Annotated in this window: 16 protein-coding genes and 1 riboswitch; all 16 genes read right to left on the reverse strand. The window is 48.9% G+C overall.

The window, feature by feature from the left end; all coding sequences use genetic code 11:
* Positions 1 to 22: 22 nt before the first annotated feature.
* Complete coding sequence (locus tag MHI21_RS23355) at positions 23 to 403, reverse strand: ATP synthase subunit I (RefSeq protein ID WP_013312329.1); 381 nt, start codon at positions 401 to 403, stop codon at positions 23 to 25.
* A complete protein-coding gene (locus MHI21_RS23360) occupies positions 396 to 650 on the reverse strand; it encodes an AtpZ/AtpI family protein (protein WP_023990711.1) in 255 nt (84 codons plus the stop codon). The genes MHI21_RS23355 and MHI21_RS23360 overlap by 8 nt, the downstream gene beginning before the upstream one ends.
* A gap of 171 nt (positions 651 to 821) precedes the next feature.
* Positions 822 to 1,991, reverse strand: coding sequence for a UDP-N-acetylglucosamine 2-epimerase (non-hydrolyzing) (wecB, locus tag MHI21_RS23365; protein ID WP_023990712.1), 1,170 nt, complete (start codon positions 1,989 to 1,991; stop codon positions 822 to 824).
* A gap of 110 nt (positions 1,992 to 2,101) precedes the next feature.
* Positions 2,102 to 2,731 carry a uracil phosphoribosyltransferase gene (gene upp / locus MHI21_RS23370; RefSeq protein ID WP_013312332.1) on the reverse strand — a complete coding sequence of 210 codons (630 nt, stop codon included), beginning with the start codon at positions 2,729 to 2,731 and terminating at the stop codon, positions 2,102 to 2,104.
* Between the two features lie 356 nt (positions 2,732 to 3,087).
* The gene (locus tag MHI21_RS23375; protein ID WP_039271557.1) at positions 3,088 to 4,353 is read right to left on the reverse strand and encodes an ABC transporter substrate-binding protein; all 1,266 of its coding nucleotides are present in this window, start codon (positions 4,351 to 4,353) and stop codon (positions 3,088 to 3,090) included.
* 15 nt (positions 4,354 to 4,368) lie between these two features.
* On the reverse strand, positions 4,369 to 5,205 hold the full coding sequence (locus MHI21_RS23380; protein WP_342418985.1) for a carbohydrate ABC transporter permease: 837 nt from the start codon (positions 5,203 to 5,205) through the stop codon (positions 4,369 to 4,371).
* On the reverse strand, positions 5,205 to 6,086 hold the full coding sequence (locus MHI21_RS23385) for a sugar ABC transporter permease (RefSeq protein WP_342418986.1): 882 nt from the start codon (positions 6,084 to 6,086) through the stop codon (positions 5,205 to 5,207). Before MHI21_RS23385 ends, MHI21_RS23380 begins: the two co-directional genes overlap by 1 nt.
* Positions 6,087 to 6,260: 174 nt before the next feature.
* On the reverse strand, positions 6,261 to 7,511 hold the full coding sequence (gene glyA / locus MHI21_RS23390) for a serine hydroxymethyltransferase (RefSeq protein WP_013312336.1): 1,251 nt from the start codon (positions 7,509 to 7,511) through the stop codon (positions 6,261 to 6,263).
* A gap of 120 nt (positions 7,512 to 7,631) precedes the next feature.
* Positions 7,632 to 8,219 (reverse strand): TIGR01440 family protein, encoded by a 588-nt coding sequence (locus tag MHI21_RS23395; protein WP_209947923.1) that lies wholly within the window; start codon positions 8,217 to 8,219, stop codon positions 7,632 to 7,634.
* Positions 8,220 to 8,439: 220 nt separating this feature from the next.
* Positions 8,440 to 8,521, reverse strand: a riboswitch (ZMP/ZTP riboswitch).
* A 78-nt stretch (positions 8,522 to 8,599) separates the two neighbouring features.
* Positions 8,600 to 9,184: a low molecular weight protein arginine phosphatase gene (locus MHI21_RS23400; protein WP_029518516.1), complete on the reverse strand. Its 585-nt coding sequence runs from the start codon at positions 9,182 to 9,184 to the stop codon at positions 8,600 to 8,602.
* A gap of 104 nt (positions 9,185 to 9,288) precedes the next feature.
* Entirely contained in the window at positions 9,289 to 9,849 is a 561-nt protein-coding gene (locus MHI21_RS23405) for a manganese efflux pump MntP family protein (protein WP_023990719.1), read from the reverse strand.
* A gap of 142 nt (positions 9,850 to 9,991) precedes the next feature.
* A complete protein-coding gene (locus MHI21_RS23410) occupies positions 9,992 to 11,239 on the reverse strand; it encodes an L-threonylcarbamoyladenylate synthase (RefSeq protein ID WP_342418987.1) in 1,248 nt (415 codons plus the stop codon).
* Between the two features lie 155 nt (positions 11,240 to 11,394).
* Positions 11,395 to 12,087 carry a stage II sporulation protein R gene (spoIIR, locus tag MHI21_RS23415; RefSeq protein ID WP_342418988.1) on the reverse strand — a complete coding sequence of 231 codons (693 nt, stop codon included), beginning with the start codon at positions 12,085 to 12,087 and terminating at the stop codon, positions 11,395 to 11,397.
* Between the two features lie 256 nt (positions 12,088 to 12,343).
* On the reverse strand, positions 12,344 to 13,537 hold the full coding sequence (locus tag MHI21_RS23420; protein ID WP_103047396.1) for an FtsW/RodA/SpoVE family cell cycle protein: 1,194 nt from the start codon (positions 13,535 to 13,537) through the stop codon (positions 12,344 to 12,346).
* 75 nt (positions 13,538 to 13,612) lie between these two features.
* Positions 13,613 to 14,512: a peptide chain release factor N(5)-glutamine methyltransferase gene (prmC, locus tag MHI21_RS23425; protein ID WP_342418989.1), complete on the reverse strand. Its 900-nt coding sequence runs from the start codon at positions 14,510 to 14,512 to the stop codon at positions 13,613 to 13,615.
* A gap of 3 nt (positions 14,513 to 14,515) precedes the next feature.
* Positions 14,516 to 15,583 carry a peptide chain release factor 1 gene (prfA, locus tag MHI21_RS23430; RefSeq protein ID WP_013312344.1) on the reverse strand — a complete coding sequence of 356 codons (1,068 nt, stop codon included), beginning with the start codon at positions 15,581 to 15,583 and terminating at the stop codon, positions 14,516 to 14,518.
* Positions 15,584 to 15,668: the final 85 nt, after the last annotated feature.

The following is a 15,668-nucleotide window of genomic DNA, read 5'->3' on the forward strand; positions in this document are numbered from 1 at the left end:
CACCCCTTTCTCAGTTGAGCCATCATTTTTCCTGAAGCGCGAATATGATGCCTATAATTAACAGAAGAAATTGCCCAGTCACCAGGCTTGCCATTACAGCGATCTCATGGAAATAGGCCGGAAATTCTATCGCCAGCACCACTGCCAAAATTGAGGTCCCTAATCGAACGCCAAAGCCAATACCAAACACTCTCTTCTTTCTTTCACCGGCGGCCGCACTCGCAACCTGTCGAATTTTGTAGGCCATATACAGCACATTTAGACAGCTTACTCCCGTTCCCAGAATGATTCCGTGAGCAATGTCACGATGTTGGGGCATGAAGGCGGAGACCAGGAAACACAGAGCCATAATACCAAGCGCTACGATCCATAACATTTTTTGCATACGGGTCATCTCATTCATGGTTATCCCTCAGTACCTTTCCGATCACAAGGGCAATACTTAATGCGCCTACAACCAAGCCTGCGAGAACGCTTACGCCAATCCAAATTCCGGAGCCACCAAGTTTGGCATCAAGCCATTTTCCTGCATAGAAACCACCCAGTGTGCATATCGCCAAATCAATGCCGATCGCGCTCACCAGTCCTATAGCCTTAAAGGCATTTCCGGTGTTATTTCGGTTGTTGTTTTGCTTGGAAGGTTTGACCACTTTTCCATGTCACCCCTGCAATTCCAGTCCATTTTACTTAAATATAAGATACTTTGTCAATTGAGATATTTTAGTGCCCTAAAGTATAAAATCAAACGACAAAGCATCTTAAATTGCTGTATCCCTTGGTAACCGTACAGTTTAACTGTATGCTTGCCTTGTAAAGAATAATTATATCGGACGAACACCTTTTGTGAACATTGTGTGAAATTCTTCAGGGCGTTCGGATTGAACACCATAATGGTGCAAAATCGCATTGACAATTCTTACTGATGCTTGTCCATCGCCGTAAGGATTCGCTGCCTGGCTCATAGATTCGTACAAAGCGGAATCTGTCAAAAGTGCTTTGGTCCGATTGTACACGTTCTCTTCACTCGTACCCACCAGTTCCAAGGTGCCCGCTTCAATTCCTTCTGGTCTTTCAGTCGTATCACGCAGCACCAGAACAGGTACTCCGAACGAAGGCGCTTCTTCCTGAAGCCCACCGGAATCCGTAAGGATCAGATGTGTATGTGGATAAAAATTGTGCAGATCCACGACATCCAGCGGATCAATCAGCTTAATACGCGGATGGTTGCCTAAAATCTCAAATGCAGGTTCCTTCACAGCCGGACTCGGATGAACCGGATAAACAATAGCGATATCCTCAAACTCATCCGCAATTCGCTTAACCGCATTAAAAATCTGACGATGCGGTTCCCCTTGGGATTCCCGGCGATGTGCTGTCATGAGAATCAGACGTTTGCCCTGAGCCCAGTCCAGTACAGGGTGCTCGTAATCCTGGCGAACCGTATACTGAAATACATCAGTTACTGTATTGCCTGTAACATATATTCGCGATTCAGGCTTATTTTCCTTCCGCAAATTTCCAGCCGATAAAGAAGTAGGCGAGAAATGCAGATCAGACAGCACGCCTGTGAGCTGACGGTTCATTTCTTCAGGATATGGAGAAAGCTTGTTCCACGTCCGCAAACCCGCTTCCACATGCCCTACTTCAATCTGCTGCATAAAAGCTGCATAGCTGGCCAGGAAAGTCGTCAGCGTATCACCGTGAACCAACACGATATCGGGCTTGGCCTCACGCAATACAGGTTCCAGACCTTGAAGTACCCGCATGGAGATTTCATTCAGTGTCTGGCGATCCTTCATTACGTCCAGATCATAGTCAGGGTGAATATTGAAAACTTCCAGAACCTGATCAAGCATCTGGCGATGTTGAGCCGTAACGCATACCACGGACTCGATATGCTCCGGGTGACGCTGAAGCTCCAAAATAAGAGGAGCCATCTTAATCGCTTCCGGACGCACACCAAAAATTGTCATCACTTTGATTTTGGACATTTTCTGTTGAACCCCTTTTCATAATAAATGTCCGCTTCACAGGTCTTCCATTATTCAGAAAAACGACCTGTCATAACGTCCATAGATTTTGCCGAACCGCCAAGGGCAGTCTACTTGGTTCCGTACAAGCGGTCTCCCGCGTCGCCAAGACCCGGAATGATGTATCCATGATCATCCAGACGCTCGTCCAATGCAGCGACATAGATGTCTACATCAGGATGTGCATCCTGCACAGCTTTGACTCCTTCAGGAGCAGCAATCAGATTCATCATTTTAATTTGAGTACAGCCTCTCTTTTTTAACACATCAATCGCCGCAATTGCCGAGCCACCCGTTGCAAGCATCGGATCAATCACGATCAATTCGCGCTCAGTTACATCTGTAGGCAGCTTCGTATAGTATTCTACGGGTTGCAGCGTCTCAGGATCGCGGAACAGTCCCACATGGCCTACCTTTGCTGCAGGCAGCAGCTTTACTACGCCATCCAGCATACCCAAGCCTGCACGCAGAATCGGAATAAGACCCAGCATACGTCCTGAAATCACTTTACCTTCTGTCTCAGCAACCGGTGTCTGCACCGTAATGCTTTCCAGCGGGATATCCCGTGTAATTTCATAAGCCATCAATGTTGCTACTTCATCCACCAGCTCGCGGAAATCCTTGGTGTTGGTCCGCACATCGCGGATAAATGTAAGCTTGTGTTGGATCAAAGGGTGATCGCAAACCACCAGTTTCGCCATAATATATTCCCTCCGGTATTATCGTCACGTTCTTTCGCGCCAGTATATCGAACTATCCTGAGTCGAAAGGATCTATGTAACCTATTTGCACAAACCAAATAAGCACAGATGCAATGCGTGCCTGTAAATCCTGTTTATTATAACATTCCCTTGATTGATTTAACACCTGCCACCGTAACCTTTTGTCAAGGGAAAGATATGACATGTAAAATACTTAATAGGACCACTTCACGTGTGACTTTCGTCACATAAAATCACATCAAAAAGGCCCTGACGGCACTTGACCGTCAAAGCCTGCTGGCTTTAAAATTCCTGCCCATGCTATAGCCTTTGCTTCCTCATGCAGCGGTATTCTTTTATCTATACTTCAAATTATCCCACGCCCCCTGAAATTGCTGAAGCATTTCGTCCTTCGTGATAACCCCTGCAATATAGGCTTGCATACTACTGCTTAAATCCTGATTTAGCCCTTTCGGGAAGCGTTGAAAGTTCCAACTCCATATCTTGCCTTCCCTCACATGCCGAGATATTTCTGCACCTAGATCACCTGTCGTCTCGTCACTAGACGTGATACTTTTGAAGGCAGGAACAAACTTAAATTCCTTGGTGATATAATGTTTGCCTGTTTCTGATGTGACCAACCAATTGAGAAATTCTTTTGCCTCCTGCTTCACAGGCGAATTTTTATTGATCACCCAGTTCGAGGCCACTCCCACCGCGAGTCTACCTCCTGTGGAGGGATCATTGTCTATAGGCGCAGGGAGAATACCCAAATTCAAGTTAGGATTAATTCCATCCATTTGCGGTTGCGTCCAGTTCCCCTGGTGCATCATAGCAGCCTTACCTGTCGAAAACAGTGTCACTTGTGTATTGTAATCCGTCGTGAGCGGATTGCGGTTCCCATATTTTATAGTCAGGTCAAGCAACTTCACCCACTGATCGAACACGGGGTTACCGGGGATGCGAGCCGTTCCTTTGTTTAAATCCTCAACATAACTTTCCGGGTTCGGCTGTCTGGCAAACGGGATATTGATAAAATGGTTCCCTAGAACCCACCATTCCGCATACCCGTTAGCAAAAGGTATAATCCCTGCCGCTTTCAGTCGCTTGGCTGCTTCCTCCAGTTCATCTATCGTCTGAGGCAGTTTGGTTATGCCCGCTTTTTTAAATAAATCCTTGTTATAAACAAATCCAAATCCTTCTAGGTTCATAGGCTGTCCATAAATCTTACCGTTAACTGTCATCGGCTTACGAGCGAAATCGTCCAGATCCTTCACCCATGGCTGATCCGACAAATCCTCCAAGTACTCCAACCACGTATCGCGGTCTTGGTAGCCCTCATTTGTAAAAATGTCCGGCTGATCGCCTGATGCGAATTTAGCCTTCAACGAAGCACCATAGTCCGTACCACCACCGACAGATTGGATATCCAGCTTGATGCCAGGATGGGTCTTTTCATATTCAGCCTTCAGCTTGTTTAACGGTTCCGATATCTCTACTTTGAATTGATAAATGTGTATCGTTTTTGTCTCACTCTGTTGAGCCTTCGTATTTCCACAACCTGCAAGTGTACATGCGAGCAGCACCATCAAGGAGATGACAAGTAACGCTGTTTTTTTCATCGATTATCTCTCCCTTCAGCCTTTGACCGCGCCGGCTGCAATGCCAGAAACGATGTATTTTTGCATCACCAGAAAAAACACAACAATTGGCGTGATCCCCAACACCAGTGCTGGCAGCGCCAAGTCCCATTGCTTGGTGTACTGACCAAACAACATATAGGTTGCAATCGGAATGGTGCGCAGCTCAGGATCATTCAAAATGAGCGAAGGCAACAGATAGTCATTCCAGATCCATAAGGTATTCAAGATAAGCACGGTTACGAACATAGGCAGCAGCAGCGGACAAACGATGCGAAAGAACACCCCGTACCGGGATGAACCGTCCACCCTTGCCGCCTGCTCGATCTCAATAGGTACCGTTTTAATAAAGCCATGAAAAAGAAAAACGGATAAAGGCGCTCCAAAACCCAGATAACATAAGATCAGTCCCGGTATACTGTTGTTCAAGCTCAATACGTTGGACACTTCCATAAGCGGCAACATAATCGATTGAAAGGGAACTACCATCGCAGCCACAAGCAAACCGAACAGGAACCGGTTAAAACGAGTGTCATGCCGAACCATCTGGTAAGCGGCCATCGAGCTGATTAGTAGCAAAAGCGCATTACTGACGATCGTGACAATCAGTGAATTCCCCAGTGCTGTGGGAAAATTTATTTTATTCCAGGCGTTAGCATAGTTTTCAAAACGGAAGGTTGTCGGCCACGAAGCGGAATGGGCCAAAATGTCGCCAAAGGATTTAACGGAGTTTACGAGCAAAAAATAAAACGGAACCAGAAAGATTAACCCGATCACAATTAGAAATATTTCAGCAGCCCATGTGCCCAAACGATAGTTTGACGTTTTTCCCATTACATTTCGACCTCCTTTTTCTTCGTGAGACGCACCTGAATGCTGGTAATGATTGCAACGACCACAAAGAAAATCATAGCTTTGGCAGTCCCTAATCCAAGTCGGTTATTTGTAAACGCTTCATTATATATGTCCAACGCTACAGACTCTGTCGACTTGAAAGGCCCCCCCTTTGTGAGAGCCAAATTCAACTCAAATACTTTAAAGGACCAGGATATCGCCAGGAACAAGCAGACGGTCACCGCTGGCATAATAAGTGGCACTACAATATGACGCAGAATCTGTCTTCGGCTCGCACCGTCGATTTGTGCCGATTCAATAAGGGCATGCGGGACATTATTTAACGAGGATATGTAAATAACCATGAGATAACCTGCATATTGCCACACAAACACAATGACAGTTCCCCAAAAAGCAGTTGGCCCATCACCCAGCCACGGCAGTTTAAAAAAAGAAAGCCCTGTTGCCTCACCTACTGCAGAAAAGCCGCGTACAAATATAAATTGCCAGATAAAGCCGAGCAGCAAGCCGCCAATCATATTGGGCATAAAAAATACAGTTCGCAGTGCATTACGGGTACGCAACGGTTTGGTAAGTGCATAGGCTAGGAAAAAGCCAATCAGGTTCGTCAGAATGACACCACATACGGTAAACCGGACCGTAAACCAGAATGCATTACGAAAATCTGGATCATCCCTAAAAATATGAACGTAATTCCCTAGTCCGAGCCATCGGATATTTTCAGATACTCCATCCCAGTTCGTCATGGAATAATACAGCCCCAGCAGGAACGGAATGACCATAATCAAGACGAAAAACAACGCCATCGGTCCTACAAATACGAGTTGCTGCAATAATTGCGGGGATTTTCTTTGACTCAATGCAATCACTCCTTTGTCGTAGATCATGAAGGATAGCGCGCATAAACCCTTACTGTAATCGCTTATTACCCAAAAATGTATGTTTCGAGTCGTTCGGAAGCAAAAAAAGACTGTTCTCCTCCGGCTTACGGAAGGAAAACAGCCTATAACATAAAAATTATGAATGTCGATGAATTAGTATTGAGTTCCTGGATAAATCGGGAACTTATCTGTCAACTCGCCAACCGCTTGGCTTGCTTTGGACAATACAGTATCATCTTTCGGGTTTTTAAGGGTTTCAGCAATGATTTTACCGATTTTGACCATAGCCTCTTCATCCATACCACGAGATGTTGCAGCAGGTGTACCAATACGAATTCCGCTTGTTACGAATGGACTGGTCGGGTCAAAAGGAATCGCATTTTTATTGACCGTGATGCCCACCGAATCCAATACATGCTCTGCTTCTTTACCTGTGATATTCAAATTGCGCGTATCCAACAGCATCAGATGGTTATCCGTACCACCGGATACAATGTTAATCCCTTCAGCCAACAATGTTTCAGCCAGCACCTGTGCGTTGCGAACTACGTTTTGCGCATAGGTTTTGAACGATGGCTGGAGCGCTTCACCCAAAGCAACCGCTTTGGACGCGATCACATGCATCAGTGGCCCCCCTTGAGTACCAGGGAAAATAGCTTTATCAATCGCTTGCGCCCATGCTTTGCGAGTCAGAATCAGACCCCCGCGCGGACCACGCAGCGTTTTGTGTGTTGTTGTTGTTACAAATTGGGCATGCGGAACTGGACTTGGGTGAATTCCCGCTGCCACGAGACCTGCGATATGTGCCATATCCACCATGAACAGAGCACCTACATCATTGGCAATGGAAGCAAATGCTTCAAAATCAATAGTACGCGGATATGCACTCGCGCCAGCTACAATCAGACGAGGGCGGTGCTTAAAGGCTGCCTTGCGCACTTCATCGTAGTCGATGCGGAAGTTGTCTTCGCGTACACCGTAAGCAGCAAAGTTATACAACAAGCCGGAAGCGTTAACCGGACTTCCGTGTGTTAAATGGCCACCATGCGCCAGATTCATACCCAGTACAGTATCTCCAGGTTTGAGAGCTGCCAGATACACCGCCATGTTGGCTTGTGCTCCAGAGTGAGGCTGCACGTTAGCATGCTCGGCGCCGAACAATTCTTTTGCGCGGTCACGTGCGATGTCTTCAACGATATCTACATGCTCACAGCCACCATAGTAGCGTTTGTTCGGATAACCTTCAGCATATTTATTCGTCAGCACGGAGCCCATGGCTTCCATTACTGCTTCACTGACAATGTTCTCGGATGCGATTAGCTCGATATTGTGGCGTTGTCGTTTCAGTTCAAGTCCCATTGCTTCCATCACTGCCGGGTCACTTTTACGCAGGTGTTCCATCATGATTGATTACTCCCTCTCCATAGTCAATTGTTGGGTATACAAGCAAACGCCTGCTCCTCTGTTGGGTACCTCATCATCAATGCAAAAAAGATTAGTACAAACATGCCGCCATGCCAAATGCTAATCGCAGTTTCCGCCGACTTCTTGCTCCAGACTATACACTGCCCGTTGTCCACCAATAAGTGGAGGACGGGTGAATGCCGCTGTCACACGTGCTTCGCCAATCCAGCGAAGACTTGGGCGAAATGGAACAGCAATGGGTCGCAGATGCATGCCAATCAGCGTTTCGCCGATGTCTATCCCGGCATGGGCCTGCACGTTCGCCGCCAAACACGCGTCACTCATAGAACGATAGGCGACGGTGGCCATAGAGCCTCCTGCTGTACGAACAGGAACAGCTGCAACCTCCGTCAGTCCCAGTCGCTCCAGCACAGCCCGTTCAACGACCAGCGCTCGGTTTAAATGCTCACAGCATTGAAACGCCACATCAAAGCCATACTCCCTGCGAACGGACTCTACTCCAGACAACAGTTGCTGAGCCACATCGAGCGCTCCCGCCGTACCAATCCGACTTCCAGCCACTTCACTTGTGCTAACGCCAATAACCAGCAGGCGGCCAGCCTTGAGACTGGCTGCTTCTGCGATTTCCCGCACAACAGAAGTGGTCTGTGCTTCCAGCGAAATCTCATGATCCAATTGTCCCACTATTGGAACCTCCTTTGGTTGAACAGTCTCTCAGAGACTAGGCACGGTCTCATGCCCCAAGTTCAACACACTCTCTCCTGATCACAATCTGACTATATTATAGCCGATGTTTCAGATTTCGAGCAGAAAAAATGGAAGAACCTTTAAAGGAATCAACTCTCAGCTAACAATCTGGCTCAACTTGTATATGAAAAAAAGAGCAGTCCACACCTATGTGGAATTGCTCTTTTGCCCAGGCGACCGGCCGTATATCCGATGCTCCATCGTGGTTAATCCCACTTTTGTCGCCAGTTACATCGGATTCTCATTTTTCCACCTTATCTTAACGGATTAGCCGCCGAAAATCAACAGATTCCGTACAAAACAGATGAGTAATACCAATTTTATTCGGAAGAAGCCTTTAGCTTGTCCAGCAGCTTGTGCAGCGCCGTACGGATTTCTGCAGCTGTGACATCGTAGTCTTCTCGCGAACCGCCAAACGGATCTGAAATATCAAAGCCCGGAATCCGTTGGTGTAATTCAATCATTCGTTCACGCTCCTGCGCCGATAGCTCTTGTCCAAGTGAAGCCATCAACTGCTGTGAAGCATATAAACCATCCAACTCCTGTACATCATTCAACACCGCATCCCGGTTCTCCACATATTCCTTAAGTGTAAATACTTTGCCCGCCGTTTGGGGAAAGCGCTGAATTACGTGCTGTTTATGTCCTTGCGTCAAGGTTAAGATCAGATGCGCCCACCCGGCAAGCCCGTCGCTCAAAGGGGTTGAAGTGATCTGATCGGATATATCGTGATCACGTAGAACCGCCTCTGCATGTCGGGATATCGGCGTGCCTTCCATCGCGGCTACTCCCGCAGAACGCACTTCCAGTTCTAGCCCATGCTCAGCAGCCAACTTACGTAGCATCCCTTCAGCCATTGGACTGCGACAGGTATTCCCTGTGCATACGAATAAGATATTCTTCAACGTTTTCACCCCCCGTATGTTAAAAAAATATATAAACAGAGGATTACTATAATCCTAATCCTTTACGATAACCCTGCACTTATTTTACACTGTCTACGCTAAAATCAAAACATAAACATAAAGCCGAATGCCAACAAAATGGCACCACCCACTGCTTCCCCATAATCTCCTAGATTACGGCTGACCTTGCGACCCAGCAGCAGGCCCAGCATCGCCATTGCTCCCCCGCAAAAACCAAACGCCAGAACGGACAGCACCAGATCACTCTGGAACATACCTAGTGACACTCCTACAGAAAATGAGTCAACGCTCACCCCAAGTGCAAACAGCAAAAGGCCTAAAGGCGAACGATGATCCAATACCTGTACGCCGTCCCCTTTAAAGGAATTATACACCATATGCCCGCCCAAAAGGATGAGTAGACCCCCTGCGAAGTAGGCCGTCACATGACCTAATAAAGAACTCATATAATGGCCTGTGAACATTCCCAGTAATGGCATCAGAATATGAAAAAAGCCAATGACAGTACTGATGCGCAGCACGTCTCGCAGGCGTATCCCCTTCATGCCGATCCCTACGCCCAGCGATAACGCATCCATTCCTAGCGCTACCGCCATGATCAGAATCGTTACAACCTGCCCGGCATGGGCAGAGGCTGCCAGCATACTCCATCCCTCCATTATCCGTCTGTTCTTGTACACGTTATGCGGACAAGGGGCAAATCAGTACAAGCATGTACTGAAAGTACCCAATACCGAGACGAGGAGGGAGGAAAATTTAATATAAGAGGCTCTGATTCGACAGAAGCTACAAGCGGACGATTCGGTGACCTGCCGCTTTAAGCAGGCGGTTCATGACGGCGTCTCCCAATCCCTTCGGCGGACAGGATTCCGCCAAAATGTAGGTGACGCCGTCCTCGTCGCAGCGGCGCAGCACGCCGTACAGGCGCTGCGCTGCCTCATGGAGCGCGTCCAGCTTGCCTAGCGTGTAGACGCGTTCTCCGGCGTAGCCGGCGGCATGCTCGTCGAACGCGAGCACTGCCGTGCGCTCCCCGCGCGCGGAAGCCTCCGCCAGCGCGGCGCGAATCCAGCCCGTCACCTCAACGGACGACGGGCCTTGTACCACGCTCAAGCGGCCTCGCGGCGCGTAGTGCGTGTACTTCATGCCCGGCGAGCGCGGCGCCGGGCTGTCTGCGTCTTCCCCGGGCGTAGCGGCCAACGCCGGGTCCAGCACGACGGCGCGAGCAACCGCAGCGAGCTGCTCGGCCGTCACGCCGCCAGGGCGCAGGATGGTGACGGTTCCGTCGTCACCCGCCTGCACCACCGTGGACTCCAGCCCCACCCCAGTGGGACCTCCGTCTAAAATGCCGCCGATGCGGCCCTCCAGATCCTCTCGCACATGCTGTGCAAGGGTGGGACTGGGCCTTCCCGACCGGTTGGCGCTTGGCGCAGCCAGTGGACAATCCGCTTCAGCGATCAAACGAAGCGCTATCGGATGATCCGGCATGCGCACACCGACTGTATCCAGCCCGGCTGTCACACGCGATGATAGTGCCTGCGGCACTACCGGCAATACGAGAGTCAGCGGTCCCGGCCAGAACATATTCATCAGCGCTCGGGCTGTATCGTTTATTTCTGCTACCAACCCCTCTAATTGATCAGCATTAGAAATATGTACAATGAGCGGGTTATCGGAGGGACGTCCTTTGGCAGCGAATACCGCCTCCACCGCTTTTGTACTACGAGCATCGGCCCCCAGGCCGTACACGGTCTCCGTAGGAAAGGCTACCGTCTCTCCAGCTTGGAGGAGTACGCCGGCCTCCCGTATGCCCTTTTCCGCCGCGATCCGAGTCTGTTCAGCCCAAACTTCGTCAGAAACATCCCCGTCAATGTTGCTCACAGGAACCAAACATCTTACATCCCACCATTGGGTATGGGAAGACCTCAATGCCTGCTTCAGCTCGCAATTTTCCTGTTCGTCCAGCTTTTGCTCCGATTTTTCCTTTTGCACAAAATCTCCGCGCAAGTCTTGCATTTGATTCGATTTATCACTCATATCAGATCATCCCATATCTTATTGTCATATACAGGCCAGTGATTTCGCTTGATCCTCTAAGGCTACTTTGAAAGATCAGTTTATTTGGCTCTGCCATGTGTATATCTATCGTAAGCTCCATTATAGCATATGGGGAAACTTACACTCCTCAACGTTTAGGCAAACAAGCCACTCACCCAGCTACACAGTCCCGCAAGTGCATCCCACAGAAAAAAACGTACTTCCGGCTCCTTGTCAGCGGCATTCGTCCGACTTTCTCCGTGATCCGTTTTTGCTGATACTGTTTGTGCCGCTGCTTCCCCACTGCCTGCATCAATAAAGCACAGCGGAGGAAACAGCACGCACCACCAATTTTGCCCTTTTCCTTGCCCCAGCGTAACCCGAAGCGCTTCATAATTCCCTGCTGGGTAGACCAGACCACCGTACATTTTCGTCGGGAAAGGTACGCTCGCCAGTTCCACCTGATGATCATATGCAATGCCGCGACGAGCCAGTTCCGTACCTACCAAACGGTCAATTTCAGGTAAATGAGCACCAATCAATGATCTAGCTTGATCTAAGCTTTGCGGGTTTTCCAGCTCACCCACCCAGGCATTCATCTGCTGTACAATAGCGTCCCGTATTTCGCGTTTAACCAGCTGATCCTCCGGACGATCCGAGTTGGCCAAAATACGCAGTCGAATGGAGTCATGTGGAATCACATTCAGCCCTGTTGTAGCTACTCCTGATGCAAAGGTTCCTCTTGTTCCAGTGGTCATAGCAGCATCCGTCTTTTGACCTTCCCAAGACATCATTAATATCGAAATACAAAATAGTATCATTGCAGCTTGCTTGATCCAATTGTTCATCTTCGTCTCCCCCAAACCCAAACTCTATCATGTCTATCAGTCTGTCCGGTTTGGGAGAGTCTAAACCTATGAATCTTATAAAAGATTCAGGAACACTTTACAGATTTTCTTCAATACACCTCAAATCATGCTACACCAAGCTTCTGACCCTCACCGAGGCATATAAAAAAGCCCAGATTTCACAATCTGGACTCTCTCGTTGCACCGTTTCAACCCACACAAATACCAATCAGTTTCAAGCCAAAATCCACCTGCACTAGGCTTTTTTCGCCTTCGTCAAGCTTACTCTGGAAGGCTGCGGCAGATCGTCCTCCAGCTCTTGGCCGTGCACCTTAATACTCATAACCAAGCCGATACTAGCCATGTTAATAAGCAACGAGGTACCACCATAACTTATGAACGGGAGCGTAATCCCCGTAAGCGGCATAATGCCCAGAAACGCACCAATGTTCTCAAAAATCTGGTACAGCAACATGGACACAATCCCGACAATAATATACGGTCCGGCGCGATCCCGGCATTCCAGCGAAATCAGGATCATGCGGTGAATCAAAATAAAATATAACAATAGCAGCACTGAAGAGCCTACAAAGCCAAATTCCTCCGCTACGACCACAAAAATAGAATCCGCGTACGTATAAGGAACACGCCCGGACTGTACCGAGGTTCCTTGCAAAAAGCCCTTGCCCATCATCCCGCCAGAGGCTATCGCCAGCTTGGCATTTTTGGTATGATAAGACGCCTTTGCGGTTGCCTCTTCCGGTACCAACCAAGGGTCCAAACGCTCAACCCAGTGACTACGGCCAATCCCCTTCATAAAGGAGTCAATCTCATCGTGAAACGAAATATAAGCTTTGATCCCGCCACCAACAGCGACTGCAAATACGATGAATCCGATTAACGCATGAGATGCCTTCACATTACCAATCCATAGCATACCGATGACGATGACAATGTAACCGAGCGCATTACCCAAGTCATTTTGTGCCATAACCATGGCAAACGGGACAAAGCTCACCAGAGCGACTGGAAGAACATCCTGAATAAAATACAGCTTGCTCTTGCGCTTTTTGATCAGCATATAAGTCAGAAAAATGATAAGGACCAGCTTGAATACTTCAGCAGGCTGAAGATTCAAGCCACCAATTTTCAAAAAGCCCTGAGAGTTGTTAACCGTCCCGCCAAAAAATCCGAGACCCAACAGGAATATTCCGCCCCCATATACGTACAGGGCTTTTTTAATGAATATCCGAAAATCGACTATCGCTAAACCCAAGATCGCCACAAAACCCAATATATAATACCCAATCATCTTCTGGTAGTCATTGCCGTGCTCTGCCAAGTTCGTAGGGCCCCTACCTGCGCTGTATACCGTTATGATACTAATCGCCATGAGCAAAACCAGAATAAAGATAACCGGACCGTCAATTTTTTTCAATTTCTGAAGCATGATTTCCCCCTGAGCCGTTTCTCGGTCATACCCCTCTTATTCTAAAGGAAAGACTCGCAAAAAGAAAATGCAGCACTACTCCGAGACGCCTAGGACATGTCGTTCGATCCCTGCAAGGTCAGGAACGATTATAATGTCCTTCCAATGACCTGCCTGTTCCAACAGGCCAGCCACGTCTCTGGCCTGTCCCATCCCCAGTTCAAACCCGATTAGCCGGGGCGGAGTCTGAAGGAGTCCGAGCTGCTCCAGCATTGCCCGATACGGGCCGAGCCCATCAGGACCACCATCCAACGCCATCCGCGGCTCATGGTCGCGTACCTCTGGCTGTAAGCCAGCGATGTCAGCAGCCGGGATGTACGGCGGGTTGGACACGAGAATGTCCACCCTCGTTCCCGCAAATGGCGTCAGCAGATCGCCCTCGCGGAATTCTACGACTGCGCCGTTCGCAGCGGCGTTATGAGCCGCAACTTTTAACGCGGCAGCCGAAATATCCCCTGCCGCCACGCGCCAGCTCGGTCGCTCAGCCGCCAGCGTCACGGCAATCGCACCGCTGCCCGCGCCGATGTCGAGCGCCTGCGGAGCGCCGCTTGGCCACAGCCGATCGCCGTGCTGGAGTATCGCCTCGACGAGCAGTTCTGTCTCGGGGCGTGGAATCAGCACCGATGGCGAAACCATGAACGGGCGGCCATAAAATTCCTGCCGTCCGATAATATACTGCGCCGGTTCACCCGCAGCTTTGCGGGCTATGATCCGTTCCCACGCCTCCTTGGCGGAGGAAGGGAACGGATCACCCAGAGCGGCGTAAAACGCCGTGCCTTCCAACCCGAGTACATGCTCCAGCAGCAAGCGGGCGTTATGCTGCGGCTCCAGAACGCCACAGCTTCCTAAAAAAGAAGAAGCCTCAACTAAGGCTTCTCTGACACTCATGTTCCGTTCCGGCGACATCCGATACACACAATCGCGTTCGTTTCCCAAAACTTAAACCTCTTGTTCCATCAAATCAGCCTGCTCTGCAATCGTGAGCGCCGATACGATTTCTTCGATCTCCCCGTTCATCACCTGGTCCAACTTATGCATAGTTAGTCCAATACGGTGATCCGTTACACGGCTTTGTGGGAAGTTGTAGGTACGTATACGCTCACTGCGGTCTCCGGTACCTACTTTGCTCTTACGCTCGCCTGCATATTTGGCTTCCTCTTCCTGACGCAGCATATCCGAAATACGGGCACGCAAAACTTGCAGCGCCTTCTCCTTGTTGGAGTTCTGGGATTTGCCGTCCTGACAGGTTGCCATAATACCTGTTGGCATATGCGTTACACGCACCGCCGACTTGGTCGTATTAACGGACTGTCCGCCCGCACCGCTGGAACAGAATGTATCCACGCGAATATCCTTGTCGGAAATTTCAATATCCACTTCTTCTGCCTCAGGCATAACGGATACTGTAGATGTCGACGTATGAATACGTCCACCTGATTCTGTCGTCGGAATCCGCTGTACGCGGTGTGCACCACTTTCGAATTTCATTTTGCTGTATGCACCACGACCGTTAATCATGAAAATAACCTCTTTAAAGCCCCCGAGGTCATTCATGTTCGCGTCCATCAGCTCTACACGCCAGCCTTGGGTATCGGCATAACGAGTGTACATCCGGTACAGGTCAGCTGCGAACAGTGCCGCTTCGTCACCACCCGCTGCACCACGAATCTCAATAATAACGTTCTTATCATCGTTCGGGTCCTTCGGCAGCAGCAAAATACGGATTTTTTCATCCAACTCCCGCTTGCGAACACTCAGTTCTTCAATCTCCATTTTGACCATTTCACGCATCTCGTCGTCCAGCTTTTCACCCTGCATGGTTTTAGCAGCTTCCAGCTCTTCAACGACATTTTTATATTCGGTATATGCTTCATAAGCAGGCTGTAAATCAGACTGTTCTTTGGAATAATCTCTAAGTTTTTTGCTATCGTTCGCTACATCCGGATCGCAGAGCAGTTCGCTCAGTTTATCGTAGCGGTCCGCCAATGATTGCAATCGGTCCAACAAGCGATTCACCTCTTCAGTTAAATTAATATGAAACCAGCTCCAATTCCACTGGCTACAGCTCTTTATTATACCAACTAATTCATGA

Origin of the sequence: Paenibacillus sp. FSL H8-0168, from assembly GCF_038592955.1 — a bacterium.
GTDB classification, from domain to species: Bacteria; Bacillota; Bacilli; order Paenibacillales; family Paenibacillaceae; genus Paenibacillus; species Paenibacillus polymyxa_B.